This window comes from Nocardiopsis gilva YIM 90087, assembly GCF_002263495.1.
Lineage (GTDB): Bacteria > Actinomycetota > Actinomycetes > Streptosporangiales > Streptosporangiaceae > Nocardiopsis_C > Nocardiopsis_C gilva.
In genome coordinates this window covers 225,348-251,432 of the sequence record NZ_CP022753.1, presented here as the reverse complement: position 1 = coordinate 251,432, position 26,085 = coordinate 225,348, and the positions used below count along the sequence as shown (strand labels likewise).

20 protein-coding genes, 1 tRNA gene and 3 pseudogenes are annotated in these 26,085 nt (G+C 70.2%); 11 read left to right on the top strand and 13 right to left on the bottom strand.

The genetic code is table 11. The features are described from left to right. Window positions 1–8: 8 nt before the first annotated feature. A complete protein-coding gene (locus CDO52_RS27955; RefSeq protein ID WP_017620472.1) occupies window positions 9–524 on the bottom strand; it encodes a hypothetical protein in 516 nt (171 codons plus the stop codon). 427 nt (window positions 525–951) lie between these two features. Between CDO52_RS27955 and CDO52_RS01435 the strand changes: the two are divergent. Next, window positions 952–1,771: pseudogene (locus CDO52_RS01435) on the top strand (IS5 family transposase). Here CDO52_RS01435 and CDO52_RS01430 read toward each other — a convergent pair. The 5 genes and pseudogenes from CDO52_RS01430 to CDO52_RS01410 form a co-directional block, all read right to left on the bottom strand. Beyond that, complete coding sequence (locus CDO52_RS01430; RefSeq protein ID WP_017621924.1) at window positions 1,768–3,750, bottom strand: elongation factor G; 1,983 nt, start codon at window positions 3,748–3,750, stop codon at window positions 1,768–1,770. The pseudogene CDO52_RS01435 and the gene CDO52_RS01430 sit on opposite strands and share 4 nt — an antisense overlap. 265 nt (window positions 3,751–4,015) lie before the next feature. Then, window positions 4,016–4,836: pseudogene (locus CDO52_RS01425) on the bottom strand (IS5 family transposase). 56 nt (window positions 4,837–4,892) lie between these two features. After that, entirely contained in the window at window positions 4,893–5,414 is a 522-nt protein-coding gene (locus CDO52_RS01420) for a class I SAM-dependent methyltransferase (RefSeq protein WP_094932169.1), read from the bottom strand. 418 nt (window positions 5,415–5,832) lie between these two features. Continuing rightward, window positions 5,833–5,905 (bottom strand) — tRNA-Arg (locus tag CDO52_RS01415). A 217-nt stretch (window positions 5,906–6,122) separates the two neighbouring features. After that, entirely contained in the window at window positions 6,123–7,388 is a 1,266-nt protein-coding gene (locus CDO52_RS01410) for an aspartate aminotransferase family protein (RefSeq protein ID WP_017619644.1), read from the bottom strand. A gap of 296 nt (window positions 7,389–7,684) precedes the next feature. Here CDO52_RS01410 and CDO52_RS01405 point away from each other — a divergent pair, with 296 nt between their 5' ends. Continuing rightward, entirely contained in the window at window positions 7,685–9,154 is a 1,470-nt protein-coding gene (locus CDO52_RS01405; RefSeq protein WP_017619643.1) for an NAD-dependent succinate-semialdehyde dehydrogenase, read from the top strand. Window positions 9,155–9,163: 9 nt separating this feature from the next. Here CDO52_RS01405 and CDO52_RS01400 read toward each other — a convergent pair whose 3' ends face one another. Then, complete coding sequence (locus CDO52_RS01400; RefSeq protein ID WP_017619642.1) at window positions 9,164–10,402, bottom strand: MFS transporter; 1,239 nt, start codon at window positions 10,400–10,402, stop codon at window positions 9,164–9,166. 113 nt (window positions 10,403–10,515) lie between these two features. Between CDO52_RS01400 and CDO52_RS01395 the strand changes: the two genes are divergently transcribed. Beyond that, the gene (locus tag CDO52_RS01395; RefSeq protein WP_017619641.1) at window positions 10,516–11,142 is read left to right on the top strand and encodes a TetR family transcriptional regulator; all 627 of its coding nucleotides are present in this window, start codon (window positions 10,516–10,518) and stop codon (window positions 11,140–11,142) included. Window positions 11,143–11,349: 207 nt separating this feature from the next. After that, window positions 11,350–11,574 carry a hypothetical protein gene (locus CDO52_RS01390; protein WP_017619640.1) on the top strand — a complete coding sequence of 75 codons (225 nt, stop codon included), beginning with the start codon at window positions 11,350–11,352 and terminating at the stop codon, window positions 11,572–11,574. A gap of 105 nt (window positions 11,575–11,679) precedes the next feature. Here the strand turns inward: CDO52_RS01390 and CDO52_RS01385 are convergent, their stop codons facing one another. The 4 genes from CDO52_RS01385 to CDO52_RS01370 form a co-directional block, all read right to left on the bottom strand. After that, a complete protein-coding gene (locus CDO52_RS01385; RefSeq protein ID WP_017619639.1) occupies window positions 11,680–12,396 on the bottom strand; it encodes a GntR family transcriptional regulator in 717 nt (238 codons plus the stop codon). Window positions 12,397–12,576: 180 nt separating this feature from the next. After that, on the bottom strand, window positions 12,577–13,338 hold the full coding sequence (locus CDO52_RS01380; protein WP_094932168.1) for a maleate cis-trans isomerase family protein: 762 nt from the start codon (window positions 13,336–13,338) through the stop codon (window positions 12,577–12,579). Window positions 13,339–13,442: 104 nt separating this feature from the next. After that, window positions 13,443–14,330: a maleate cis-trans isomerase family protein gene (locus CDO52_RS01375; protein ID WP_017619637.1), complete on the bottom strand. Its 888-nt coding sequence runs from the start codon at window positions 14,328–14,330 to the stop codon at window positions 13,443–13,445. 83 nt (window positions 14,331–14,413) lie between these two features. Continuing rightward, window positions 14,414–14,893 (bottom strand): DUF3830 family protein, encoded by a 480-nt coding sequence (locus CDO52_RS01370; RefSeq protein WP_017619636.1) that lies wholly within the window; start codon window positions 14,891–14,893, stop codon window positions 14,414–14,416. A gap of 377 nt (window positions 14,894–15,270) precedes the next feature. Here CDO52_RS01370 and CDO52_RS01365 point away from each other — a divergent pair, with 377 nt between their 5' ends. The 5 genes from CDO52_RS01365 (at window position 15,271) to CDO52_RS01345 (ending at window position 19,500) form a co-directional block, all read left to right on the top strand. Continuing rightward, complete coding sequence (locus CDO52_RS01365; RefSeq protein WP_394296725.1) at window positions 15,271–16,296, top strand: D-2-hydroxyacid dehydrogenase; 1,026 nt, start codon at window positions 15,271–15,273, stop codon at window positions 16,294–16,296. A gap of 64 nt (window positions 16,297–16,360) precedes the next feature. Continuing rightward, the gene (locus CDO52_RS01360) at window positions 16,361–17,848 is read left to right on the top strand and encodes an amidase (protein WP_017619634.1); all 1,488 of its coding nucleotides are present in this window, start codon (window positions 16,361–16,363) and stop codon (window positions 17,846–17,848) included. 173 nt (window positions 17,849–18,021) lie between these two features. After that, window positions 18,022–18,681, top strand: a complete 660-nt coding sequence (locus CDO52_RS01355) for a response regulator (RefSeq protein ID WP_017619633.1) — start codon at window positions 18,022–18,024, stop codon at window positions 18,679–18,681. Continuing rightward, window positions 18,678–19,124 (top strand): pyridoxamine 5'-phosphate oxidase family protein, encoded by a 447-nt coding sequence (locus CDO52_RS01350; RefSeq protein WP_017619632.1) that lies wholly within the window; start codon window positions 18,678–18,680, stop codon window positions 19,122–19,124. The genes CDO52_RS01355 and CDO52_RS01350 overlap by 4 nt, the downstream gene beginning before the upstream one ends. A 1-nt stretch (window position 19,125) precedes the next feature. Beyond that, window positions 19,126–19,500, top strand: a complete 375-nt coding sequence (locus CDO52_RS01345; protein WP_017619631.1) for a VOC family protein — start codon at window positions 19,126–19,128, stop codon at window positions 19,498–19,500. A 40-nt stretch (window positions 19,501–19,540) separates the two neighbouring features. Here CDO52_RS01345 and CDO52_RS01340 read toward each other — a convergent pair whose 3' ends face one another. Further along, complete coding sequence (locus CDO52_RS01340; RefSeq protein ID WP_017619630.1) at window positions 19,541–21,325, bottom strand: sensor histidine kinase; 1,785 nt, start codon at window positions 21,323–21,325, stop codon at window positions 19,541–19,543. Between the two features lie 409 nt (window positions 21,326–21,734). On the opposite strand from CDO52_RS01340, the gene CDO52_RS01335 reads away from it, so the two are divergent. Both CDO52_RS01335 and CDO52_RS01330 read left to right on the top strand, forming a co-directional pair. Next, window positions 21,735–22,742, top strand: a complete 1,008-nt coding sequence (locus CDO52_RS01335) for a hypothetical protein (protein WP_206539158.1) — start codon at window positions 21,735–21,737, stop codon at window positions 22,740–22,742. A gap of 358 nt (window positions 22,743–23,100) precedes the next feature. Continuing rightward, complete coding sequence (locus CDO52_RS01330; protein ID WP_017619628.1) at window positions 23,101–24,381, top strand: hypothetical protein; 1,281 nt, start codon at window positions 23,101–23,103, stop codon at window positions 24,379–24,381. A 347-nt stretch (window positions 24,382–24,728) separates the two neighbouring features. Here the strand turns inward: CDO52_RS01330 and CDO52_RS01325 are convergent. Further along, window positions 24,729–25,651 (bottom strand): annotated as a pseudogene (locus CDO52_RS01325) (LCP family protein). Window positions 25,652–26,085: the final 434 nt, after the last annotated feature.

Sequence of the window (26,085 nt, the reverse complement as noted above, 5' to 3'; positions counted from 1 at the left end):
GCACTTCTTCATGTGCCGAGGTCTGCGATGACCTCACCTACAGATCGATCCGGGCGCAACCAGGAACGCAGCGCCGCTACGCGGGTGACCGCCTCTCCCAGCCACTCCGGGTCCCCCAGACGGTGCGCCGCCTTCGCCTCGGTCGTCTTCTTGAGCAACGCGTCCAGGAGGGAGATGTGGCGGAACAGGTAGCGGCGTTTGTGATGGGTGCAGTTCACCAACACGTCCTCGTACGGATGGCGCAGGTATACGTGAACGGAGCAGGCGCGAGGGCCAGCGATCGTCCTGCGATCTGCGAAAGTATCGATCAGTATGCCCGCGGCGCGGGTGGCCGACCACGCTCGTGCGGTGGCTTTCACTCTCGGGCCGTCCACGAACCTGGGCCACGGAACGACGGCAAGCGGCTCTGATGCCGCGAGCTTGTGATGCTCCATGCCGTCGGCGGTGAAAACCCGGCACGACCCCTCTTTCCGGTCAGGATCGCCGATGGCCCATCGATCCCCGACCAGCTCCAGCGGCCCCAACGGCTCTGTCGTGATCTCCCTTCGGCTGTGCTCACGGTGGATCCGCAGACCCTACTCCCGGGTCAACGCCCGATTGAAGGCGGCACTCTCACTGCGGTTCCCGCCAACGAAACCGAAAACGGCGGCCGTCTCGCCCACGCTGCCGGACGACTACCAGACCGGTCGGCCACGGTGAGCGAAGCCGACGGTCCGGTGCGATGCTGGCAGATCGGCCGACAGCTTCGACGGGGCACCGGGCCGGATGGGACGGCGGTGAAGCGGACGAGGCTCAAGCGTCTGGAAGATCGAGGCCGGCTGCCGTGACCGTCCGGCCTAGGGCCTGTTTTTTGAATCGGCGGGTGGAGTGGGGCTCGCGCTGGCAATCTTGGTGAGCGTGTCCGGCCGTCATGAACTCACCGATGCCGAGTGGGCCCTGCTCGCCCCGCTCATGCCCGACAACCCGCCCAAAGGCGGCCAATGGGCCGACCACCGCCGCGTCATCAACGCCGTGCTGTTCCGAACCCGCACCGGGATCCCCTGGCGTGACCTGCCCGAACGCTACGGCCCCTGGGAGACCGCGGCCGGGCGCCACCGCCGCTGGTGCCTGGACGGCACCTGGCAAAGGATCGCCGACCGGCTGCGCATCGACGCCGCCACCGGAGAAGACCTGGTGGTCGGCATCGACTCCACCAGCGTGCGCGCCCACTCCCACGCCGCCGGAGCCGCGAAAAAGGGGAAGCGGTACGGGACGAAGCGGACGGCTCGGAAGCACTGGGACGTTCCCGGGCGGGCTGACCACCAAGATCCACCTGATCGCCGACCAGCGCAGGCGGCCGCTGGTGACCGCGACCAGCCCCGGCCAGCGCGGTGACGCGCCCATGTTCGAGCCGCTGATGGTCGCCCTGCACCTGCCCCGCTCGGTCGGGCGCCCCGGACCAGGCCCGACCGGCTGCTCGCGGACAAGGCCTACTCCTCAGCGGCGATCCGCTCCCACCTGAGCAGGCGCGGTATCAAGGCGACCATTGCCCAGCCCGCCGACCAGCGGGCCAATCGCAGGCGCAGGGATCGGCGGGCGGTCGGCCCCGGCTTTCGACCGGGGTGCCTACCGCGGCCGCAACACTGTAGAACGGGCGATCAACCTGCTCAAGCAGAACCGGGCCGTGGCCACCAGGTACGACAAGCGCGCCGCGATCTACGACGGGACCGTCCAGCTCGCCTCGATACGGATCTGGCTACGCGACCTCACCCGTTCGAAAAACACTGCCTAGCCGGTCGACCGCTGGATTGAGAGCGCGGCCATGTACTCCTTGCGGTCCAGCGGATTCGCGTTGGTCCTGGCCCGCGTCGGAACAACCCCGGTGACGGGGCGGTACTCCTCGAACTGGGACAGAAACACGCCCTCACTCTGCATGATCGCCGGTAGCTGACGTTCGACTTCGTGTACCCGGCTGGCCGGAATGGTGCCCTCCACCCAGCAGACGTCCCCGCCGACGACCGGCTCCTGGGGGATCGCGCCGGTTTCGGCCAGCCGCATCAGCACCGCGCTGAGCGTGTTGACCGGCGTCTCCACCTCGAAGTGATTGACCGGCTCGTACGCCTGGGTTCCGGCCTTGTGCACCGCATCCATCAGCACTAGCGGCGTCAGCGCCCGAAAGTCCCAGGCCGTGCTGACCGGGCCGGCGAACCCCGATTGGGTGAGCGTGACCACGCAGTCGGTCACCTCCCAGCCGTACCGGCCCTGGCGCAGCGTCTGATGGACGGTCTCCCTGATGGCGGTGTGGAAGGCGCTGGGCAGCGAGCCGGGTTCCACGCCAAGGCGGTAGACCACCCCTGAGCCCGGAGGGCCCGGTTCGACCTGGAAGCCGACGGTGGCGTAGAAGTCGTTGTGGCCCCGCTTGTCAATGACCTCGGCGGAGGCGCCGACCCCGGTGACCTTCTCGATGTAGACGGTCTGGGTGTCACCGAATTCGACGCTGACCCCGAACTGCTCGGCCAGGGTCGCTTTGATGACCTCCTTCTGCACCTCGCCGTAGAGCGAGACGGTGATGGCCTGCTGGCCATCGACCCGGCGGACGTTGATGAACGGGTCCTGCTCAGCCAGCTGCTGCAGTGCCTCATATAGATGGGGCTGGTCATCGCGGTGTTTGGCGCGTACCTCGCTCTCCAGGCTCGGCCTCGCGAAGTGGGGCTGATCAGACCCCTTCGCGCTCGCGCCGATGTGGTCGTCGATCAGCACGTCCTTCAGGCCCCACACCTTGGCGATACCGCCGGCGCTCAATCGGGTCTCCACCTTCTGATCGCCACGGCCGAACACGTGCATCGCGGTGATCTTTCCACTGTGTTCTGTGGCCTGACCGCCGGGGCCAGGCCGGTAGAACGTGACCCGGTCACGGAGGCCCATCGACCCCGACCACAGCCTCACGTAGGAGACCTTCTCGCCGACCGCTCCCCGCCCAATCTTGAAAACAGTCCCGAAAAGCTGGCCATCTGCGCTCCCATCGTTGGTCGGCAGGAGCTGTCCGATGGCCTGGATCACGTCAGCCACCCCCTCGCCGGTCACTGCCGATCCGAAGAAGATAGGGCAGACCCGTCCGCTGCACACGTGGGCGGTCAGTTCAGCGCGATACCGCTCTGCGGTGAGATGGTGTGGGCCTTCCAAGTATGCGGCGAGAAAGGCGTCGTCCGCCTCCGCTAAGGCATCAGCCAATTCGGCCTGGAAATCTTCGCTGCTGAAAGACCGCGGGGTCACCTGAGCCGAAGCTGTGCCGATCCATTGGACTTCACTCATCACGACGGCGTGTGAGGTCAGTCGCTGCCTGATGGCAGAGACAACATCGCTGCTGGCGCCCATCCTGTCGACTTTGTTGACGAAGATCAGGGTGGGGACGCCCAGCCGCTGGAGGGTGCGCATCAGCACCCGAGTCTGGGTCTGCACACCTTCCACGGCCGAGACCACCAGGATCACGCCGTCCAGTACCCGGAGCGCCCGTTCGACCTCGGATATGAAATCCGCATGGCCCGGAGTGTCGATCAGGTTGACATCGAGGTCGTCGATAGGGAACGAAACAACAGCCGACCTAATGGTGATACCACGCTTCCGCTCCATGTCCATGGAGTCGGTCTGCGTGGTGCCGCTGTCGACATTACCTACCGTTTCGATAACTCCGGTCTCGAACAGCAGTCTTTCGGTAAGGCTGGTCTTCCCGGCGTCAACATGGGCCAGGATTCCGATGTTGAGGGTCTTCATGGAGGATGGTCGTCCTTGGATGCGCAGTGGTCAGCTGTCCGTTTTGCGTTACACCTGAATCCCGGCGCATAGGAATCCTCCCGTTGGTCAACCTGTCCGTAATCGTAGCATCTTCTAACTGTCTACCGTCGCTTCGAAAAGGGCGACGGAGCCCTGGACAGTTACCCGATAATCTGTGAATCGCCTGCCCAATTCGCCGTGCAGTTGTTCCCGTGAGTCTTCGGCATTGCTCATGGTGCGGTCCTCGTTCAGCGACTCCAGCGCCTTAGGCAGTGTTTTTCGAACGGGTGAGGTCGCGTAGCCAGATCCGTATCGAGGCGAGCTGGACGGTCCCGTCGTAGATCGCGGCGCGCTTGTCGTACCTGGTGGCCACGGCCCGGTTCTGCTTGAGCAGGTTGATCGCCCGTTCTACAGTGTTGCGGCCGCGGTAGGCACCCCGGTCGAAAGCCGGGGCCGACCGCCCGCCGATCCCCTGCGCCTGCGATTGGCCCGCTGGTCGGCGGGCTGGGCAATGGTCGCCTTGATACCGCGCCTGCTCAGGTGGGAGCGGATCGCCGCTGAGGAGTAGGCCTTGTCCGCGAGCAGCCGGTCGGGCCTGGTCCGGGGCGCCCGACCGAGCGGGGCAGGTGCAGGGCGACCATCAGCGGCTCGAACATGGGCGCGTCACCGCGCTGGCCGGGGCTGGTCGCGGTCACCAGCGGCCGCCTGCGCTGGTCGGCGATCAGGTGGATCTTGGTGGTCAGCCCGCCCCGGAACGTCCCAGTGCTTCCGAGCCGTCCGCTTCGTCCCGTACCGCTTCCCCTTTTTCGCGGCTCCGGCGGCGTGGGAGTGGGCGCGCACGCTGGTGGAGTCGATGCCGACCACCAGGTCTTCTCCGGTGGCGGCGTCGATGCGCAGCCGGTCGGCGATCCTTTGCCAGGTGCCGTCCAGGCACCAGCGGCGGTGGCGCCCGGCCGCGGTCTCCCAGGGGCCGTAGCGTTCGGGCAGGTCACGCCAGGGGATCCCGGTGCGGGTTCGGAACAGCACGGCGTTGATGACGCGGCGGTGGTCGGCCCATTGGCCGCCTTTGGGCGGGTTGTCGGGCATGAGCGGGGCGAGCAGGGCCCACTCGGCATCGGTGAGTTCATGACGGCCGGACACGCTCACCAAGATTGCCAGCGCGAGCCCCACTCCACCCGCCGATTCAAAAAACAGGCCCTAGGCGCCAGACACCCGCGCTCAATGCCGAGCGCCAGCACGGTGGAGCCGAAGATCCGTCCACCCTCGCACATGTATCCGGCCACATGGTCGAAGGCCGACGCCTTGTGAGCCAAACCGCCGGGCAGACAGTGCAGCAAGAAGTTCAGCCCAGCCGAGTCGAACCGCGCCAGCCGTCGGCCGCTCTTGGTCAGAGCGTCCTCGTTAAGGTCCAGCAGGGTCAGCTGCGGGTTGGTGACCGGATAGGAGCATCGATCCAGGAAGAAACCGGTGCCAGGCCCCAGGTCCAAGTGTCGGGCGCCGACGTTGCGGTCGTACAGTTCCAGCATCCGGCCACGCGGGCAGCGCCAGACCATCCGACAGACCAAGCCGAGCACAAACAGGTCGTAGGAGGCGAGTACGGCCGGGCTGGGGCCGTCGCGGTGGTGTAGGACCTTGGCGGCCCGGCGGCTGTGCGGCTCTGGCACCGCTGGACCCTGCGGTGGAAAGGAATCCCGAATGCCCAGTTCGCACGGACGGTCCGCTAACCCGCCGTTCTGAATCTGGGCTGGCGGGGCCGGGCTCTTCTTCCGGGTTATGGGGTGCCCGGATGCATTAGAGATCCAGGGCGACCCCGCCATGTCGCGTGGCGTAGATCACGCATGTGAGGCACCCCGGGGGCGCTGGGCGGTGCGGATCACATTGAATATGTGGGTTTCCGTCCCCGGGGCGGATGAAACGAGTGCGTGCGGTCGCGCTGTGGACAGCACTCGGGACTGGTGGGGGACGGATCCATCCCCTTGCCGTCCCCGTAAGGGCGGCCGAGGTTCGCAAGGGCTGGAGGGAACAGGAAGACCCTGACCTGTCTTCCCAGGTCAGGGTCCCAATCAGGCCTCTTGGCCGCTGCGCGCTCGGGAGGATTCGAACCCCCAACCTTCTGATCCGTAGTCAGATGCTCTATCCATTGAGCTACGAGCGCAGATACTGTTGTGTTGTCCCTGGTCGCTTGCTGCTCCCTGAAGACGAGTAAGACTCTACCAGAGTGTTCGGCGAGGTTTTGACGCATTTTCCGCCGATGCGGTTCAGGTGTGAGGCAGGCGACAGGGCGCGGTGTCCGCGCGTGTGGGCGGGAGGTGCCGGGGTGCGCGCGGGTGGGCGCGCCCCGGCACCTGGTTCCTGGGGTGCTGTGGGGGCCGTCAGCCGGTGGCTTGTTTGACCGCCTCAGCCCAGATGGAGGTGGCGGTCTCGATCTGCTCCTCGTTCACGATCAGCGGGGGGATCATCCGCACGATGTTGCCGTAGGGGCCGCACGTGAGGAGTAGGAGGCCGTTGTCGGCGGCGATGCCGTGGGCGCGGGTGGCGGTTTCCGTGTCTGGCGAGCCGTCTGGGGCGGTGAACTCGTTGCCGATCATCAGGCCAAGGCCGCGGACGTCGCCGATGACCGGGTGGGCCTCGGCGACCTGGGACAGGCCGTGGTGGAGACGGGTGCCCATGTGGGCCGCGTTGTCGACGAGGTTCTCCTCTTCGATGACGTCGAGGGTGGCCAGGGCGGCGGCGCAGGAGACGGCGTTGCCGCCGTACGTGCCGCCCTGGGAGCCCGGCCAGGCCTGTTCCATCAGGGCGGCCGGGGCGGCGATCGCCGATAGGGGGAAGCCGCTGGCCAGGCCCTTGGCGGTGATCACGATGTCCGGGCGGACACGGGCGTGGTCGTGTCCCCAGAACTTGCCCGTGCGGCCGAACCCGGTCTGCACCTCGTCCATCACGATGAGGATCCCGTGCTGGTCGGCGCGTTCGCGCAGTCCGTGCAGGAACGCCGGCGGCGCGGGCACATAGCCGCCCTCGCCGAGCACCGGTTCGATGAAGATCGCGGCCGTGTCCTTCGGCGAGGTGACCGTGGCCAGCAGGTAGTCCAGTTCCCGAAGGGTGTAGGCGACCGCCTCGTCCTCGCTCATGCCCAGCCGGTAGGCGTAGGGGAAGGGGGCGACGACCGCCCCCGGCATCAGCGGGCCGTGCCCGGCCCGGATCTTCACCCCCGAGGTGGTCAGCGACGCCGCCCCCATGGTCCGGCCGTGGAACGAGCCCTGGAACACGATGGCGTTCTGCCGCCCCGTCGCGTGCCGTGCCAGGCGCAGTGCCGCCTCCACGGCCTCGCTGCCGGAGTTGACGTAGAAGAGCCGGTCGATCCCCTCGGGCAGGACCGTGCCCAGCCGCTCGGTCAGGTCGAGCAGTGGCCGGTGCATGACGGTCGTGTACTGGCCATGGATGAGCGTTCCGACCTGGCGCTGCGCCGCCTCCACCACGCGGGGATGGCAGTGGCCCGTGCTGGTGACGCCGATCCCGGCGGTGAAGTCGAGATACCGGCGGTCATCCTCGTCGTAGATGTAGACGCCCTCACCGCGCGCGGCGAGGACCGGGGTCGCCTGCTTCAGGACGGGGGAGAGCCGGGTCGGCTGCTCAGCCATGCTCGTCAACCTCTGTCTCTGTCTCTGGGGTTGGGACGGGTCGTTGGGTCTGTGGCTGCGTTCGGTGTGTTTGTAGGATTGTTGACAATCGACGGCACTATGGAATCATCCGCCCTGAAGGGATGTCCAGAGCGCGCCGTAGCCCCTACCCGTTCGGGCGCCGGGTATCCGCTTCGTCCTGGGAATACGCGACGCAGGCGGTGGTTAGCGGGCGCACCCGCGGGAAAGGTCGTCCACGCAGGCAGACGCCGTCCTGCTGCGCACGCGCGCTCGATTCGGAAGGGAATGCACAGGCGATGACCGTTGCAGACCGGGAGACGCGGGTCGTTGAGCAGGTCTCCAAGCAGCTCCTTATCGGCGGACGCTGGCACGACGCGAAGAGCGGCGCGACCTTCAAGGTCGAGGACCCCTCCACCGGCTCGGTGCTGTGCGAAGTCGCCGACGCCGGGACCGAGGACGCCTTCGCCGCCCTCGACGCCGCGGCCGAGGCGCAGTCCTCCTGGGCCCGCCACGCGCCGCGCGACCGCGGGGAGATCCTGCGGCGCGGCTACGAGCTGCTGATGGAGCGCCAGGACGACCTCGCCCTCCTCATGACACTCGAAATGGGCAAGCCGGTCGCCGAGGCCAAGGGCGAGATCGCCTACGCCGCGGAGTTCTTCCGCTGGTTCTCCGAGGAGGCGGTCCGCATCGAGGGCGGCTACTCGCTCGCCCCCAACGGCCAGGCCCGCTTCCTCATCATGCGCCAGCCCGTCGGCCCGTCCATGCTCATCACACCGTGGAACTTCCCCATGGCCATGGGCACCCGCAAGATCGGCCCGGCCATCGCGGCCGGCTGCACCATGGTGCTCAAACCGGCCCAGCAGACGCCGCTGTCGGCGCTGGCCCTGGCCGACATCCTGCGCGAGGCGGGCCTGCCCGAGGGCGTCCTCAGCGTGATCACCACGACCGACGCCGGCGGGGTCACCGAGCCGCTGCTGCGCGACGGCCGTATCCGCAAGCTGTCCTTCACCGGGTCCACGTCGGTCGGCCGCAGGCTGCTGGAGCAGAGCGCTTCCCAGGTCCTGCGGACCTCAATGGAGCTCGGCGGCAACGCGCCCTTCCTGGTGTTCGACGACGCCGACCTGGACGCCGCCGTCGACGGCGCCATGCAGGCCAAGATGCGCAACATCGGCGAGGCGTGCACCGCCGCCAACCGGTTCTACGTCCAGGCCGCGATCGCACCGGAGTTCGCCCGGCGCCTCGGCGAGCGCATGGCCGCGCTGAAGCTGGGTCGCGGTACCGACGAGGACGTGCAGGTGGGTCCGCTGATCGACGCCAGGGCGCGCGAGAAGGTGCAGTCGCTGGTGGACGACGCCGTCGGCCGGGGCGCCGAGGTCCTCGTGGGCGGCGGCCCCGGCGAGGGCGACGGCTACTTCTACCGGCCGACCGTCCTCTCCGGCGTCTCCAAGGAGAGCGAGCTCTCCACGACCGAGATCTTCGGCCCCGTCGCGCCGGTCATCACCTTCGAGACCGAGGAGGAGGCCCTGGCCGCCGCCAACGACACCGAGTATGGGCTGGTCAGCTACGTCTTCACAGAGAACCTGAAGCGGGCGCTGCGCGTCTCGGAGGCGCTGGAGACCGGCATGGTGGGGCTCAACCAAGGAATCGTCTCCAACCCGGCCGCCCCCTTCGGCGGCGTCAAGCACTCCGGCCTGGGCCGCGAGGGCGGGCGCGTCGGCATCGACGAGTTCGTGGAGATGAAGTACGTGGGCATCGGCGGCGTGTGACCCCGCTCCTCACACCCGCGCCGACGGTCCGCTCGGGCTACCTTCCGCTTTCCGAGCGGACCCGTCGGCGCCACGCCCTTCCCGCAGCGTGGCCATGGCCCACACGGCCAGCCCGAGAAGGGTGACGCCGCCCGCCGCGGCGCTGACCGCGGTCCACCCGACATGCTCGTACAGCGTCGCGCCGAGCGCCGATCCCATCGCCCCGGCGAGAAACGTGCCGAACATGTAGACGGTGTTCATCCGGCTGCGCGCGTCGGGGCGGGCGGCGAGGGCCGCGCTCTGGTTGGAGATCTGGCAGCCCTGCAGCCCGGCGAACAGGACGGCGATCGCGACGCCGGGAACGGCCAGACCGGCGCGGCCGAAGAGGAAGACGACACAGCTCGCCGCGACCACCGCGAGCGAGACGCCCACGACGCGCAGGGGACCGTACCGGTCGATGAAGCGGCCGGCCACGGGCGCCACCCCCACGCCGACCAGGCCGAACAGGCCGAAGTACGCGGCCGCCGCGGTGTCGAGCCGGTAGGGCGGGGCGGTCAGCAGGAACACGAGCGTCGTCCACAGCATGTTGAAAGCCGCGAACACGCTCGCCTGAAGGGCCAGGGAGCGCCGGAGCACCGGTTCCCGGAGCAGCCCGGGCAGCGAGGCCAGCAGAGCGCCGTAGCTCGGCCGCTCCCCGCCGCGCTGCTCCTCGTCCGGCGGCAGCAGGGCGACGGTGACCGCGCCGATCACCGCGGTGCCGACCGCGGCGATCGCGAACACCGCGCGCCACCCGCTGAACTCGCCGATCACGCCGCCGATCACCCGCGCCGCGATGGCGCCGCTGAACACCCCGGCCTGCAGGGTCGCGATCACCCGGGCGCGGCGCTCGGGCGGGGCCATCGCCGTGGCCATCGGCACGAGAAGCTGCGGGATCACGCTGAACGCGCTCGCGGCCAGGATTGCCGCCAGCAGTGCGGGCAGTCCCGGGGCCAGAGCGGCGGTGGCCAGACCGGCCACCGTTCCGACGACCAGCCAGCTCACCAGTGGGCGGCGGCGCACGGTGTCGCCGAGCGGAAGCAGGAAGAGCAGTCCGGCGGAGTAGCCGAGCTGGGAGAACGTGGCGGCGAGGCCCGACTGCGCGGCAGAGGTGCCCAGCGAGGCCGATATCAGGCTGAGCAGCGGGGCACTGAGGTAGATGTTGGCGACGGTGACCGCGCAGCACAGAGCGAGCACGGGCAGCAGCGTGCGGGGCATGGGGGTGGTGGACACGGAGTCCCTCCTTGGGTTCCGATCCTGAATTCCGAACGAACTGGATAGTTCGCAAGCAATGTACACCCCCGGCGGCGTCCAAACGAACTGGATAGTTCGATTATTCTTGTGGCATGAGTTACGACGCCCAGGCCACCCGGGCACGCATCCTCGAAGCGGCCACCGCCGAGTTCTCCGAGTACGGCGTGGCCGGTGCCCGCGTCGACCGCATCGCCCAGCGCGCCAACGCCAACAAGCGCGCCATCTACGACTACTTCGGCGGCAAGGAGAAGCTGTTCGAGGTCGTCCTGGAGGCCGCCCAGCGGCGGATCGCCGATGAGGTGCCCATGGACCCCGCGGACCCCGCGGCCTACGTCACCCGCCTCTTCGACTACCAGAGTGCCCACCCGGAGCTGGTCCGACTGCTGCTCTGGGAAGGGCTGAGCCACGGCGCCGAGGGCGCCATCCCGGGCGCGGACTGGCGCAGCGAGCACTACGCCGCCAAGACCGGCACCGTTCGCGAGGCCCAGCTTTCGGGAACCGTCCGCGACGACCAGCCGCCCGAGCTGCTGGTGTTCCTGCTCATGGCCATCGCGAACTGGAACTTCGCCGTTCCCCAGCTCCGCCGTTTCCTGCTCGGTGACGACGTCGCCCCCGAACGGCTCCGCGACGCCCTCGCCTCCGTGGCGGCCGACCTGCTCAGGGGAGGCGCGTCGGGAACGCGCTCAGCACCGGAACCGGAGGGCAGGACGCCCCACTGACCTGTCCAAGCGCGACGTCCCGTGTTGTCGTTGATCGCCAGGGGTGGGATGTGGCCAGACCGGGTGCGCTGACGCTGGGACACCGCCAGGTGCTGGAGAACGTGCGGGGGCCAGGCTGCCAGCCTGGGCCGCATCGCCGAGGCACTGGGCGTTGACGCGGCTGCCGCGGGCAGGGAGCTGGACCGCGACCACGCCCGCCCCCGGGGCGTGGGCAACCCGCGGATGCGCGACTACCCGGCCGGCCACGGGCCGCGGCGGCGCTACGGGGTGGGCTACCAGGCCGTCTGGGCCAAGGCATGGGCCGAGCGGCGCACCGGGCGCCCCAAGCGGGCCCGGCTGGCCGGGCACGGCCTGCTGCGCACGGTCGTCCTCGCCCGGCTGGCCGACCGGTGGTCCGCCGGCCCAGCGTCTGGCCGAGCTGATCGCGCCTGACCCGGTGGGGCGACATGGTTGCACCCACCACCTGACGCGGCCCGCAGCTTCTCGGTGCGTTCTGCCGAGATCAACGGAGCGTCCGGCGAAATCGTCGGTGCGAGGTCAGGAGCGTCCGGCGGGCGATGACTCGGACAGGCCCCCGGCGCCGTCGTCGGAACGTGCCGGGGTGTTGATCCGCTCCACCGTGTCGAGCATGTGTGACTCGATGAGCCGCAGCAGCGCCTCCTCGTCGCCGTCGGCGATGGCGTCGAGGATCTTGCGGTGCTCCTGCACCAGCTCGTCGGGCTCGGGATAGGCCTTCTGCATGACGGTCAGGCACATGCGCGTCTCGACGAGGAGGGTCTGGGCCATGCGCTCCAGCCGGGAGTTGCCCGAGCAGCTCACCAGGGTGTGGTGGAACTCCTGGTCGGCGTCGCTCATGGCCACCCGGTCGCGGGTGGCGGCGGCCTCCACCAGACGCTGGAGGGCGGCCGTCAGGCGGGCCGTGGCCTCGCCCCGGTTGCCGCGCATGATCAGTTCGCAGGCGGTGCGCTCGATCGCGAGCCGCGCGACGTAGATGTCGCGCACGTCCTGGGCGGTGAGCTCCCGGACGAACAGCCCGCGGTGGCGTTCGCTGCGGAGCAGCCCCTCCTGGACGAGCCGCTGCATGGCCTCCCGCAGCGGGCCGCGGCTCACCCCCAGCTGCGCGGCGAGGTCGGTCTCGCCGAGCTGGTCCCCGGGGACCAGCTCGCCGTACATGATCGCCGATCGGAGCTGGTCGGCGATGAGGGCGGCGGTGGACCTTCGGGGAACGGGTTGGAGTCGTCCTGGGGCGTTCATGACATCCGCACACCTATCTATGGCGTCTGCTCGGTCGGATCGGGCGCTCGGGCCGCCGCGGTCGGTGCGATCGGATCGGGAGGTCCGGGCCGAATCCGACCCTAACCCCCCGTACGTCGCCCACTGCCCCCTCCGATCGGTGCTCCGCGCGCCACTGCCGCTCCTCTTTCTGATTCCCGCTCATCCGTCGATAACCGCCCCTCGCGCGTCGATCTCGGAATCCGGAGCTCCCGCCGCGAAGAGCGCGCCCAGTCCCGCGCGCGGTGCCGTCGCCCCGGCCAGGCGCAACCCCTCCCACACGCTCACCTGGTTGGCGGTGAGTACGGTCTTGCCGAGCCGTTCCTCCAGGCTCGGCAGGATCGCCGCGCTGTGCAGCGCGGTGTCGGGGACCAGGACCGCCTCGGCCGCCGGGTGGTCGTTGGCGGCGACGAAGTCCACCACCTCGGCCGCCGGAAGCGTGCCCACCTCCGCCGCCGTGACGATGCCGCGGTCGGCCCACGCCACGACCTCGACGCCGCCCTCCCCCAGGAACTCGGCGAAGAGCCGCGCGACATCGGCCGGGTAGGTCGCGGCGATCGCCACCCGCTCGATCCCGAGGTGGCGCAGCGCGTGGACGAACGCGAACGACGTGCTCGACGCGGGCACACCGGCCGCCTCCCGCACCTCGGCGACCTGCCGGCGCGCACCCTCCCAGCCGAACACGAAGCTGCCGCTGGTACACGCCCACACCGCGGAGTCGACGCCCAGCGCGCGCAGCTCGCGCGCGCCCTCGCCGAGCACGTCGGAGCCGCCGATGTCGAGCAGCGCGTCCACCCGGTGCGCGTCCTCCCGCATCAGGGTGTGCACCAGGTGCAGCGTGACATCGGACCCGATCAGCTTCTGCAGGGTCGGGTAGTCGTCCTCGGCGCTGTACCCCGGGTACAAGAAGCCGGCACTGGCCATGGTGATGGTCCTCTCCCCTTTGTTGTGTCCGCTCGGTTCCGTTCGACGGCGCTGTCCGGACGCGCCCGCCGCCCGTGCGCGGACAACGGCCGCACGGGGGCTTTCTAGGCGGCGGTGGTCTGGTCGGTGGCGTCCACCAGGTGCTGCCCGTGTGCCACCGGCCGACGCCCGATGGCCTGCAGCGCGGCCCACATGGTCACCTGGTTGGCGGCCAGGACGGGCTTGCCCAGCATCCGCTCCAGCGGCGCGATGATGTCGTAGGTGAGCACGTTGGTGCAGCTGATGAAGACGGCCTCGGCCTCCGGCCGGTCCGCGTCGCGCACCGCCTGCACCACTTCCGAGTAGGCGACCTTCCAGATGTGGTTGAGCAGCCCCAGCCCCACGCTGGACACGGCCTCGACGCGGTGCTCGTGCAGGTAGCCCGTCAGTCGCTCGGTGACGCTGTCGACGTACGGCGTCACCACGGCCACCCGGCGCACGCCCAGGGCGTCGAGCGCCCGGATGAGCGCCCCGGAGGTGGTGACCGCCGAGGGCGCACCGGCGTCGAGGATGCTCCGCCACAGCAGCCGCTCGCCGCCGGCGCCGTTCACGAAGCTGCCGGACGCGCAGGCGTAGGCCACGACCAGCGGTTCGGGCGCGAGCAGGTCGCGGGTGGCCCGGGCGACGTTGTCGCCGTCGCTCAGCGCCGACGCCTGGTCGACGGTCACCGGCACCGGGACGAACGGCAGTCGCGTGACGTACAGCGAGATGTCGTCGGGCGCCCACCGCCACAGTTCCCGATCGAGCGCGAAGTCGTAGGGGGCCACTACCCCCACGCCGGACTGCCACGGGGTATCCGTCACAGCGGAGAGCTCGACGACGTTGTGCTGCATATCCGCGTCAGGCGCCGTGCGGCCGAGCAGGGGCGCCGGGGCCCCCGCGTGGTCGAGGAGGACCCGCTCGTCCCGATCGTCACCGTGCGCCGGGTCTCCGGCATACCGATCGATGCGCATTGGTCACTCACCCCCTTCTATTCGTATGGAACAGCGGACGGACCCGAATCAATCTCGGGCCCGCTGGTCAAAGGTGCCGCGAGCTACTCCAGGCACCGGTAGACGAGGCGCTCGCCCACGCCTCCGGAGCGCCACACGTCGTTGCACGCCTCCGCCATGGGGGCGAGGCCGTCGACGATCGTGGCGTAGACGTTGCCGGGGACCCAGCCGATGTCGCCGTTGAGCAGCAGGTTGTTGCGTCCGTAGAAGATCGCCAGGTCGATCACGCCGGGCAGGGCGTCGATGCCCTTCTCCTCCTTGAAGCGGCGGTCGAGCATGCCGCCGGGGAAGGAGAAGTACACGACGTCCCCGGGAATGGGGGTGACGGTGGGGTTTTCCTGGCCGGGTTCCTCGGCGGCGAATCGGGGCACCATCGCGTACACCTCGTTGCGGGCGTACTTGGCGTGGTAGACGTCGCCGCCCTGGGGCAGCGCCGCCCAGACCGCCTCGCAGGTGCGCGGGGCGTCCTTGTCCAGGAGCTCGGCGACGCAGGACACGCCGCGCTTCTCCAGGCTGATGGTCATGTACCGAGGCATCGTCGGGTCGGCCCTTTCGTCGTCGGGCTAACGGGTCCGCGCCAGGCCACCCGGAAGGCGGGCCACCGGGACGGTCGCGGAGGTAGTTCTCCCCGTGAAGAAGGAGAAAGAGGATGAAAGCGGAATACCTGCGAACAAACACTGTCAACTTCGACCGCGGCATCCACTGATGCCGTGGATTGTCGACAATCATACGATCGCATCGGCGGGCGCATCAATGGTCGCGTCGCCACGCCGTGTTACGTGTCTGTGAAACGTGGTCGAGGGTGTCGTACCAGGGGGTATTCGATCAATTGTTGACAATCCTACGGGGGCTCCCTAGCGTGGCATTGGCTTTCGGGAAAGCCGCCCTGACCACCCACGACGTGCACCAGGGAGTCGCCCTCGTGTCCGCTGCCCCCCGGCCAGCACCGCACCTCGTCATCCTGCACGGAGACACCCTCCCGCCCGGACACGAGCGGATCGACGCCGATCCCCGGCTCGCCTCCGTCCGCTACGCCACGGCCGACCGCCTGGACGAGGTGCTGCCCGGCGCCCAGGTCCTCCTCGTGTGGGACCTCTTCTCCACCGCCGTCGCCGCCGCGTGGCCCAAGGCCGACGCCCTGCGCTGGGTGCACGCCGCCACGGCCGGCGTCGACAACCTCATGTTCCCCGCCCTGGTCGACAGCGACGTCGCCGTCACCAACTCCCGCGGCGTGTTCGACCGGCCCATGGCCGAGTACGTCCTCGGCCTGGTGCTGAGCTTCGCCAAGGACTTCCCCGGCAGCCACGACCTGCAGCGCGACCGCGTCTGGCGGCACCGCGAGACCGAGCCCATCGCCGGGCGGCGCGCCCTGGTCATCGGCACCGGCCCCATCGGCCGGGCCATCGCCGCCCAGCTCGCCGCCGCCGGGATGACCGTCGAGGCGGCGGGCCGCACCGCCCGCACCGACGCCGACCTCGGCGACGTGGTCGAGGCCTCCCTCGGCTCGACCGGACCCGACCTGGGCGATGCCCTGCCCCGCGCCGACTACGTCGTGGTCGCCGCACCGCTCACCGACCAGACCCACCGGCTCATCGGCGCACGCGCCCTGTCCCTGATGAAGCCCACGGCCCGGCTGATCAACGTCGCGCGCGGCCCCATCGTCGACGAGGACGCGCTGGTGCGCGCGCTGCGCGACGGCGCCATCGCCGGTGCCGCGCTCGACGTCTTCGAGACCGAGCCGCTCCCGGAGTCCTCCCCGCTGTGGGATCTGCCCGGGGTGATCATCTCCCCGCACATGTCCGGCGACATCGTCGGCTGGCGCACCGAACTCGTGCGCCTGTTCACCGACAACCTCGACCGGTTCCTCCGCGGGGAGGAGCCCCGCAACATCGTCGACAAGCGGAGGGGGTACGTGTCCGGTCCCTGAGCGCCGACGCTCCCCTCACCTCCTCACCTCTATCAATCCGCCGAACGGAAACGAGGACGCTGACATGAGTACCGGGTTCGAGGGGCTGGACCGTTCGGCCGGGGAGTCCGTCCCCGAACAGGGGACGCCCGGCCCGTCCGCGGCGCGAGGAGAGGCCGGAGGGGCGACCGCCGAGCTCACCGCGCTCTCGGCCACCGAACTGCTGGCCGGATACGAGAAGCGGAGCCTGTCGCCGGTCGAAGTCACCGACGCCGTGCTGGACCGCATCGAGCGCGAGAACCCCGCGCTCAACGCCTTCTGCCTGGTCAAGCCGGACGAAGCGCGGGCGGCGGCGCGCGCCTCCGAGGAGCGCTGGCAGCGCGGGGAGCCCCAGGGGCGGCTCGACGGCGTGCCCACCGCCATCAAGGACATCCACCTCACCCGCGGCTGGCCCACGCTGCGCGGCTCCATGACGGTCGACCCGCACCAGGAGTGGCCGGAGGACTCCCCGGTCGTCGCGCGCCTCCGCGAGAACGGCGCGGTCTTCGTCGGCAAGACCACCACGCCCGAACTGGCCTGGAAGGGCACCACCGACAGCCCGCTCAGCGGTATCACCCGCAACCCGTGGGACCTGTCCACCACGCCCGGCGGGTCCAGCGGCGGCTCCGCCGCGGCGGTCGCCTCCGGCATGGGGCCGCTGGCCACCGGGACTGACGGCGGCGGCTCGGTGCGCATCCCCGCGAGCTTCACCGGCGTCTTCGCCATCAAACCCACCTACGGCGTGGTCCCGCACTACCCGGCGAGCGCGTTCGGCACCCTCGCCCACACCGGACCGATAACCCGGACCGTCGCCGACGCCGCGCTCATGCTCGACGTCACCAGCGCCCCCGACGCGCGCGACTGGTCGGCGCTGGCACCGCCGGCCACCCCCTTCTCCGCGGGGCTCGGGCGGTCGGTGCGCGGACTGCGCATCGCCTACAGCCCCGCACTCGGCCACCTGACGGTCGACCCTGAGGTCGCCCGCGTGGTCGCCGACGCCGTCACCACCTTCGCCGAGCTGGGCGCGCGGGTGGAACAGGTCGACCCGCCGCTGGAGGACTGCCGACACGACTTCCAGGTCCTCTGGTACGCCGGCGCGGCCAAGGCCACCGAGCGGCTGGGCGAGCGCGAGCGCGAACTCCTCGACCCCGGGCTGCGCGAGATCATCGCCGAGGGGCTGACCTACAGCGCGCAGGACTACCTCACCGCCGTGGACACCCGCATGCGGATGGGGCGCGACATGGGCCTCTTCCACGCCGACTACGACCTGCTGCTCACACCGACCATGCCGATCCCCGCCTTCGAGGCCGGACCGGAGGTCCCCTCCGGATCCACCGAGCGCCGCTGGACCAGCTGGGCCGGGTTCAGCTACCCGTTCAACATGACCCAGCAGCCTGCGGCCAGCGTCCCGTGCGGCCTGACCCGGGACGGGCTACCCGTGGGGTTGCAGGTCGTCGGTCCCCGCCACGCCGACGCCCTGGTGCTGGCGGCGTGCCGCGCCTTCGAGGAGGCCCGTCCCTGGGCCCACCTGTAGTCGGCCGGGCATCCGGTGGCCGGGTCTCCGGCCACCGGGACACCGATTCGGGACCTTCGGCCTTCCCCATTCGAGCCCTTCGGAGTGGACGCCGCTCGACCCCGGCGCTATAACGTCGGTCAGGCAAGCGACATGACGTCGGGCGTGCTGACAGCTGGAGAGGGGCTGGCCGAATGACGGCCGGGGCGCCGGAGCAGATCAGGGTGTTCCTGGTGGACGACCACGAGGTGGTGCGACGCGGTATCGCCGCCCTTCTCGAGGGCGAGCCGGACATGCGGATCGTGGGGGAGGCGGGAACCGCCGAGCAGGCGCTGTCCCGGATCCCCGCCGCCGCCCCCGACGTCGCCGTTCTCGACGTGCGGCTGCCCGGCGGATCGGGCGTCAGCGTGTGCCGTGAGATCCGGTCGCGCCGACCCGAGACCGCCTGCCTGATGCTGACCTCGTTCGCCGACGACGAGGCCCTGTACGACGCGGTCATGGCCGGTGCCGCCGGCTACGTGCTCAAGCAGATCCACGGCGCCGACCTCGTCGGGGCCGTCCGCACGGTTTCCGCGGGCGGCTCGCTGCTGGATCCCGGCAGCACCGGCCGGATGCTCGAACGCCTGCGCGGCCGGGACCCCGAGCCCGACCCGCTGGCCGGGCTCAGTCGGCAGGAACGCCAGATCCTCGACCTCATCGGGGAGGGGATGACCAACCGGGAGATCGGAGAACGGCTCTACCTGGCCGAGAAGACGGTGAAGAACTACGTGTCCAGCCTGCTGTCCAAGCTCGACCTGAAGCGTCGGACCCAGGCCGCCATCCTCGTGGCGGATCTCCGGAACAAGAAGCGATGACCACGCCCGATACGTCGACGGACAACGCCGGGTTGGAGATCCTCGGCCGCGACGAGTGCCTGCGGCTGCTGGCCGCCGCACCCCTGGGGCGCATCGTGTTCACCCACAACGCCCTGCCCGCCGTCCAACCGGTGAACTTCGTCGTCTACGGCATGGACATCGTGATCCGCACGTCGGCCACCTCGCGGCTGGCCTCGGCGACCCGCGACACGGTTGTCGCCTTCGAGGTGGACGACTTCGATGTCGACGCGCGCGCGGGCTGGTCGGTGACGGTCGTGGGCAATGGCCGCGCCGTCACCGACCCGGAGGAACGCGCCGACCTGGAGCGCCTCCCGCTGCACCCCTGGGCGCCCGGGGACCGGTCGCACTTCATCCGGGTCGAGACCAAGGTCATCACCGGCCGCCGCATCCCGAAGGAAACACCGGGGACGGCCGCAGGCTAGGATGCCCGGCATGTCGCTGGGACGAACCGAGCAGATCGTCATCAACGCCGCGGATCCGGCACGGGTCGCGCGGTTCTGGGCCGTCGTCCTCGGCGGCGCGGTGGTCGACCGGCCGGACGGCTGGTCTTACATCGAGGGGACCACCGGAGCCGAATGGCGTCCGCGCCTGTCCTTCCAGCCGGATCCGGCGGCCAAGACCGAGCGCAACCGCCTCCATCTCGACATTCGGGTCGACGATATCGCCGCTGCGACGGCGGAGGCCGTCGCGGTCGGTGCGACGGCCATCGGGGCGCTGGAAACCGACGCGCAGGGCTCCTTCCAGGTGCTGCATGACCCGGAGGGCAATGAGTTCTGCTTGGTCATGCCGGCCTCCTAGGGGACCGGATGTGACCGCAGGCGCAACAACGGCCGACCGCCTAGTCGACCGGCTCCCGGTGGTGCTCGGGGCTGACGTCCGGTCGTCCCACCATCGCGGGTAAGCACCGCTCGGTCGGGGACGCGGTGTCGATCGGCGACAACGGCACGCTCCAGCGCACTTCGGTGCCGCCGCCGCGCCGCGGACCCGCCGTGAAAGTGCCGCCCAGCGCCGCGGCGCGCTCGGCGAGGTTGCGCAGGCCGCTGCGTCTCCCCTGCTCCGGAATGCCGCATCCGTCGTCGGTGACGTGCAGGGTCAGCCACTCATCGGCCTCCACCGACACGTGCACCTCCGAGGCGTGGGCGTGCCGGGCCACGTTCGACAGCGCCTCGGCCAGCACCGCCAGCAGCTGCTCCCCGACCTCCTCGGGGACGTCCGCGTCGATCGGCCCTTCCAGGTTCACCCCCGGCTGGCAGCCCAGCGCCCGCGCCGCGCCCTCGGCCGATGCCAGGATCCGCTCGCGCAGCGAGCTCTCGGCGGGCGTGGGCGGGTGCTGCAGGGCGAACACCGTCGAGCGGATCTCCCGGATGGTCTCGTCCAGGTCGTCGATGGTGCGCTGGACCCGCTCGTTCGCCTCCGGGTCGCTGATCAGCCGGATCGTGCTCATCAGCGTCATGGCCGAGGCGAACATCCGCTGGATCACCACGTCGTGCAGGTCCTTGGCGATGCGGTCGCGGTCCTCCAGCACGACCAGCCGCTCGGCGTCGCGGCGCGCCTCGGCCAGCTCCAGGGCCACCGCGGCCTGGCCGGAGAACGCGTCGAGCATCCGGCGGGTGGCGTCGTTGAACGGGGAGCGCGCGCCCAGCTTGCCCAGCAGCAGGACGCCGCGGGTGTGGGCGGGGGTACCCAGGGGCACCAGCAGCCCCGGGCCGAACCCGCGGTGGGTGAGCATCGGGCAGTTGGCCTGCCGCAGGTCGGGGACGGAGACGGCGGTGCCGTTGCGGTAGACCAGTCCGCACTTGGTCTCGCTCATGTCCACGGGGGTTCCCAGGATCTCGGCGGCGACCGGGCCGTCGGCGATCTCCGCGATGAGCCGCCGGTCCTGGGCGTCGGGCAGGAGCACCACCGCGATGTCTGCCTCGGACATCGCCCGGGCCTGCTGAGCCAGGAAGGCGAGCACCTCGTCGGTGTCGTCCCCGGACAGCAGCCGCGTGGTGATCTCCGTGGACGCGGTGAGCCACCGCTCGCGCAACCGGGTCTCCTCGTACAGCCGCGCGTTCTCGATCGCGACGCCGGCGGCGGTGCCCAGCGCGGTCACGATGGCCTCGTCGTCCTCGTCGAACTCCGCTCCGCCCCGCTTTTCGGTCAGGTAGAGGTTGCCGAAGACCTCGTGCCGGACCTGGATGGGCACGCCGAGAAAGGAGCGCATGGGCGGGTGGCCGTCCGGGAAGCCGTGGTGGTCGGCATGTTCCCGCAGGTCGCGTAGGCGCAGGGCGCGCCGGTCCCGACTGGGGACCGCCAGGATCCCCTTGCCGTGGGGGAAGAGGGCGAGCCGGCGGGCCTCCTCCTCGCTCACGCCGACGGGGATGAACTCGACGAAGCGGCCGTCCTCGCCGATGACGCCGAGACCCGCGTACTCGGCGTCGACGAGGTGCGCGGCGGCCTCGGTCAGCCGCCGCAGAACGGTGGCCAAATCGAGGTCGCTGCCGATCGACAGCACCGCTTCGAGGAGCGAATGCACGCGATCGCGCGTCGACAGCGTGGCCTCCAGCCGGCTGTGCAGGTCAGACAGGAGCTCATCGAGACGCATCCGGGGGAGCAGGGGGCGCTCGGGAATGTCGGGCACTGGGTGCACACCTCCGCACACCACGTTATCCCGGTCGATTGGGGCGTGCGGCGATAGCGGAGGGTCCACAATGCGTGCCGCCGAGATACGCCGAGCGTGACCAGTGAGACTGTGATCGACCACTGTCCGATATCGGGGTAATAACGTTTCGAGGGGTTTGTCGAAAATGAAAGAGACCTTCCCCGGGCCCGCTCCGACCTGGCGTTTCACAGTTGTTATGAACTGGCGATGAAAAAATTCAGGGGGAAGACGGTTGCCTCTGGATTCGATCGTGCTAACGTCGCGTTCTGTCATCGACAGGGAGTTCCATGAACTCCTCTCTCCACGCTCCGTGGTTGATCGGTGGACCTGAGCAGGTTCGGCCGATCCTCTACCTCCGCCACCGGTAACCGTCGAAAGGGTCTCCACAGTGTTGCGTACGGGCCGAACAGGACGCGCCTCGCGCGTCGTGGCGGCCGTGCGTGCGCAGACGGCGACCCCCCTGCGGCGGTTGCTGATCACGGGCGGATTCCTCGCGGCCGCCTGGATGCTCGGCACGGCGCCCGCCGGAGCCGAGACGGAGCTGGAGCGTCCCGTGGAAGCCCCGGCCGCCGAGCGGTCCACCGAGGCGGGCGCCGCCGCGGCGGACGCCCGCGGTCCGTCGACGGAGCACCGGGAACACCAGGCGGAGGCCGAGAAGCGACCCGCAGCCCGGCCGAACACGGAGGCACGCGCGTCCGCCGCGCCGCAGCACCAGTCCGTCGCCTCCACCGCCTCCACCGTGAAGTCCGTTGGCGAGCGGGCCGTCCGCCAGGTCCCGACGATCACCAAGCCGAAGCCGCAGGCTCCCGCGGGCGACTCCCGCGGCCGCGGCAACGGACACTCCGCCACCTCGGTCGGGGACGTCGTCGAGAAGGTCGGGCACGCCGGGCTCGGCGCGACCGAGAAGGGCCGGTCCGCCCTCCCGGGTCTCCCGGGCGGGGCCGAGAAGCCCGCCGAAACGCGTCCCGCCGACCGCGGTCCGGACGCCCACGGCGCCGAGGAGCCCGAGCCCGCCGCTCCGACGTCCGAGGACGACGAGGAGAAGGCCGACGGCACCGCCGACGCCCCCACGCCGGCGGTCCGGACCGATGAGGCCTTCCCGTTCCCGGCCTCCGCCGTGGCGAACAGCGCCTGGGAGGCGGCGTCCGACAGCACCACCGACGCCGGCACCAACGCGTCCCCCGCGTCGCAGGATGACGACGCGCCGCACACTTCTCAGCGAATCGTCGGCTCCGCGCCGCAGGCGCAGGGCCCGACCGCGATGACGATGCTCGCCGGGTACCTGCCCGCGACCTCGCTCGCCGCACCGTCCTCCGGACTCCTGCAGGCCGACCGCCACGCGCTCGCCGCCATCCCGCAGGACCCGGCCGAAGAACCGACGGTCTCGCCCGACTAGTACGTCGGATCCCCGGGGACACGCCCGCGCCTCGCGCGTGAGGGCCGCCATCGAGACTCCCCGCACCCTGGCGACGACGCCGATCCCAGCTTCACCTCTGGGGGCTGACGTGAGCCCCGTGCCTCACCTCACGAGGCTCACGTCAGTCGAAGGTCCGCCAGATCCTCTGACTGAACCCGGTATCCGCTTGCCGCGCAGGCCATGCGCGGAGGCGGAGCTCTCGGGGGGAACACCCACCAAAACCACCACACAGCCCGTAGGACACCCCGGGCCAGGGCGTCCGCGGGCAGGGCGGAGAGATCCGCCCCTTCCCCAACCGACATCTCGACAAGCACACGATCCGCAAAGGACCATCTCCATGTTCCAGTTCGCTCGCACGTCCGCGAAGGCTGTTGTGGTGGCAGCCAGCGCCGCCGGCTTCATCGCTTTCGGTACCGGTTTCGCCGGTGCGGATGTCCTTGGCGACACGGTCGCGCCCGGCACGGTCCCCGGCCTGAAGTTCGGGCTGGCCGGTCAAACGCCCGACCTGTCCGAATCCGTGTCGGCCCCGAAGACCGACAACCTGACCACATCCACCGGCGACATGTCGCACGTCGGCCCGCAGTCCCAGGCCAAGGTGGACAAGGTGCAGGGCACGCTCGACAGCGTCACCGAGACCGTCGGGCTGTCCCACGAGATCGAGCACCAGCGCTCCGGCCCCGACCTCAACGGAGCCCTCAACAGCAATGTGGACGAGCAGGTGCCCGGCAAGCCGGGCGGTACCCACAAGACGCTGCACGGAACGGTGAGCAAGGTGCACGGCGCGGCGAACACGGTGCACAACCTGGACGCCGAGGGCCTGACCAAGGCGAAGGGGCTGCCGGACGTCAACGGCCTGGCCGGCGCCAAGAACCTGGTCAAGGCGGACGGACTGCCCGTCGTCAGCGATGTGGGCGGCGGACTGCCCGTTGTCGGCGACGTAGCCAAGCCGTCCAAGGGCACCAACGGTGCGGTCCAGAAGAACATCTCGCACCAGCGCGCGGTGGACACCGACGCCGTGAGCGGCGAGCACCCGCTGCCAGGGGGCGCGTCGGAGCACGCGCCGTCGGCGCCCTCGACGTCGAACATGCCGCAGCTGCCGGTGCCGGTGTTCCCGCTGCTGGCGTCCCTCAAGCAGCTCGCCGGTGGCGCGGCTCAGCCGGGTGCCATCCAGCCGACCTCGAACCAGGTGGACGTTCCCACGGACCAGGTCCCCACGGACCAGGTGCCCACGGACCAGGTGCCCACCGGGCAGCTCCCGACGAACCAGCTGCCCACCGACAGCCTGACCTCCGACCTGCCCTCGCTGGGCGCGCTGCAGTCGCTGCTGTCCCCGGAAAAGGCCGAGGTGACCGAGCCGGTGGAGGCGACCAAGCCGGTCGAGGCGAAGACGCTCCCCGCGGACGTCAAGCAGGAGACCGCCAACGACGAGACCACGACCGACACGGTCAAGCCGACCGACGCCGTCGAGCCCGCCGAGGCGCAGGACGTGCCCGCGGACGTCGACGTCAACGCGACGACCGACAAGGCCAAGAAGGCCCCGCTGCTGGACCTGAGCAACGCTGGTCTGGTGGGGGACCTGGCGGGCAACGCCGGGCTGCAGGACGCCCTGCCGTTGTAACAACCCCAAAAACCGTGCGTCCCACCCATCCGTCCTCGGTGGGACGCACGCCGGCCCTGAGCGGGCATGCGACCGGCCCCGGTGAGCGGGGCGTCCTGGGAACTGTGGGGGTTCCCGGGACGGAGATCCCGGGATCCGGTCGCTCCGCTCAGGGCCTTTTCTCTTGATCCGCGGGAGGCTCCGGCGTCGAGAGCCGCCCCACGTCCGGCCCGGACGCCTCGATCCCTCGCCGGGTGGCGCGCCGACGCGTCCGTCGAAAGGCTCCTCCACCCGCCGGCCGCACCACGAAAGAAACGGGACGGGGGCGCTCGTGGTGGCCGCCGTCCCGTCCCGCCGAGTCGCCGTCTCTACTTGGCGCCGTCCTCGGTGCCCTCACCCAGGCCGTTCACGCAGGGGTTGGACGTGGCGTCGCGGCCGGTGATGTCGTCGCCGGTCGGCGAGGGGGTCGACGAGTTCGCGGGGGTCACCGGCTCGGTGGACGGTTCGGCCGGATACGACGGCGGCGGCAGCGGGCTCTCCGACGGCGTCGACTTCGGCGCACCGGTCTCCAGCATGGCGTCGCTGACCGGCTCGTCCCTGCTGACCGCCGTGAAGAGCCGCTGGGCCTTCTCCTCGTTCCAGGCCACCCGGTTGGGGTCGGAGGGCGCCGGATACCACGGGACGGTGTAGAACGTGATGTCGTGCAGGTCGGCCTCGGCCAGCGTGGATCCGATGGAGACCATCCGGCTCAGGGAGAGGTCGTCGTCGGTCGCGGTGTGCTCGGTGATCGCCTGGAGCAGCCTGTTGATCTTGCTCGGGCTGGTGAGGACCCCGCTGCTCGTCACCTCGTCGGCGAGCGCGCCGAGGAACATCTGCTGTCGGTCGATGCGGCCGATGTCTCCGCCGTTGCCGATCTCGTAGCGTGCGCGGACGAACGACAGCGCCTCCTCGCCGTCGAGTCGCTGGCGCCCCGCCTTCAGGTCGAGCTTGGAGCGCTTGTCTGACATGGGTTCGGGATGCACATCGGCACGCCGCCGATGGCGTCCACCATGTCGCGGAATCCGACGAAGCTCAGGTGGACGAAGTGGTCGATCCGGATGCCGGTGAGGGACTCCACCGTCTTGATCACGCACGGCGGTCCGCCGTGGAACAGCGCGGAGTTGATCATCCCGTAGTAGCCGGTAGTGCCCTCGGTCTCGCCGTAGGGGGCGCACGACGGCAGCTGGACAAGTGAGTCGCGGGGGATGTTGATGACGGTGACCCGGCTGTCGGGGGAGATGTGCGCGAGCATCAGCGAGTCCGACCGCTCGCCGACGAAGTCGCGGCCCCCGTAGGCGGCGTTTCCGCCCTCCCGGCCGTCGGAGCCGATGAACAGGATGTTGACGGCGTCGCCGATCTTGGGCGGCCGTTCCTCGTCCGACAGTGCGGAGCTGAGGTCGTGGCGGGTCATGTTGCCCTGGAGGAAGCGGTAGTAGGCGTAGGCGGAGCCGATTCCCGCGACGAGCAGGAGGGCGAGGGCCACCGCCGTGACGGTGGCCAGGCGTCGGCGGAGCGGGGATCGAGGCGTGGCGTCCGAGGTGTCGGTCGCGGTCGCGGTGTCGGCGTGGTCCTGTGTCGCGTCGGCGGAGGGGGCGGCTTCGGACGAGCTTGCGGCGTCTTCGGACATGAATGGGCCATTTTCTCGGCGGCGAATGGGTCGGGCGGTGCCCGGAGCGAAAAGGGGCG

Coding starts and splice junctions, on each gene's coding strand:
- CDO52_RS01430 (WP_017621924.1), bottom strand. CDS start 3,750: ATGAAGACCCTCAACATCGGAATCCTGGCCCATGTTGACGCCGGGAAG.
- CDO52_RS01410 (WP_017619644.1), bottom strand. CDS start 7,388: ATGGCTGAGCAGCCGACCCGGCTCTCCCCCGTCCTGAAGCAGGCGACC.
- CDO52_RS01405 (WP_017619643.1), top strand. CDS start 7,685: ATGACCGTTGCAGACCGGGAGACGCGGGTCGTTGAGCAGGTCTCCAAG.
- CDO52_RS01395 (WP_017619641.1), top strand. CDS start 10,516: ATGAGTTACGACGCCCAGGCCACCCGGGCACGCATCCTCGAAGCGGCC.
- CDO52_RS01385 (WP_017619639.1), bottom strand. CDS start 12,396: ATGAACGCCCCAGGACGACTCCAACCCGTTCCCCGAAGGTCCACCGCC.
- CDO52_RS01380 (WP_094932168.1), bottom strand. CDS start 13,338: ATGGCCAGTGCCGGCTTCTTGTACCCGGGGTACAGCGCCGAGGACGAC.
- CDO52_RS01375 (WP_017619637.1), bottom strand. CDS start 14,330: ATGCGCATCGATCGGTATGCCGGAGACCCGGCGCACGGTGACGATCGG.
- CDO52_RS01370 (WP_017619636.1), bottom strand. CDS start 14,893: ATGACCATCAGCCTGGAGAAGCGCGGCGTGTCCTGCGTCGCCGAGCTC.
- CDO52_RS01360 (WP_017619634.1), top strand. CDS start 16,361: ATGAGTACCGGGTTCGAGGGGCTGGACCGTTCGGCCGGGGAGTCCGTC.
- CDO52_RS01355 (WP_017619633.1), top strand. CDS start 18,022: ATGACGGCCGGGGCGCCGGAGCAGATCAGGGTGTTCCTGGTGGACGAC.
- CDO52_RS01350 (WP_017619632.1), top strand. CDS start 18,678: ATGACCACGCCCGATACGTCGACGGACAACGCCGGGTTGGAGATCCTC.
- CDO52_RS01345 (WP_017619631.1), top strand. CDS start 19,126: ATGCCCGGCATGTCGCTGGGACGAACCGAGCAGATCGTCATCAACGCC.
- CDO52_RS01330 (WP_017619628.1), top strand. CDS start 23,101: ATGTTCCAGTTCGCTCGCACGTCCGCGAAGGCTGTTGTGGTGGCAGCC.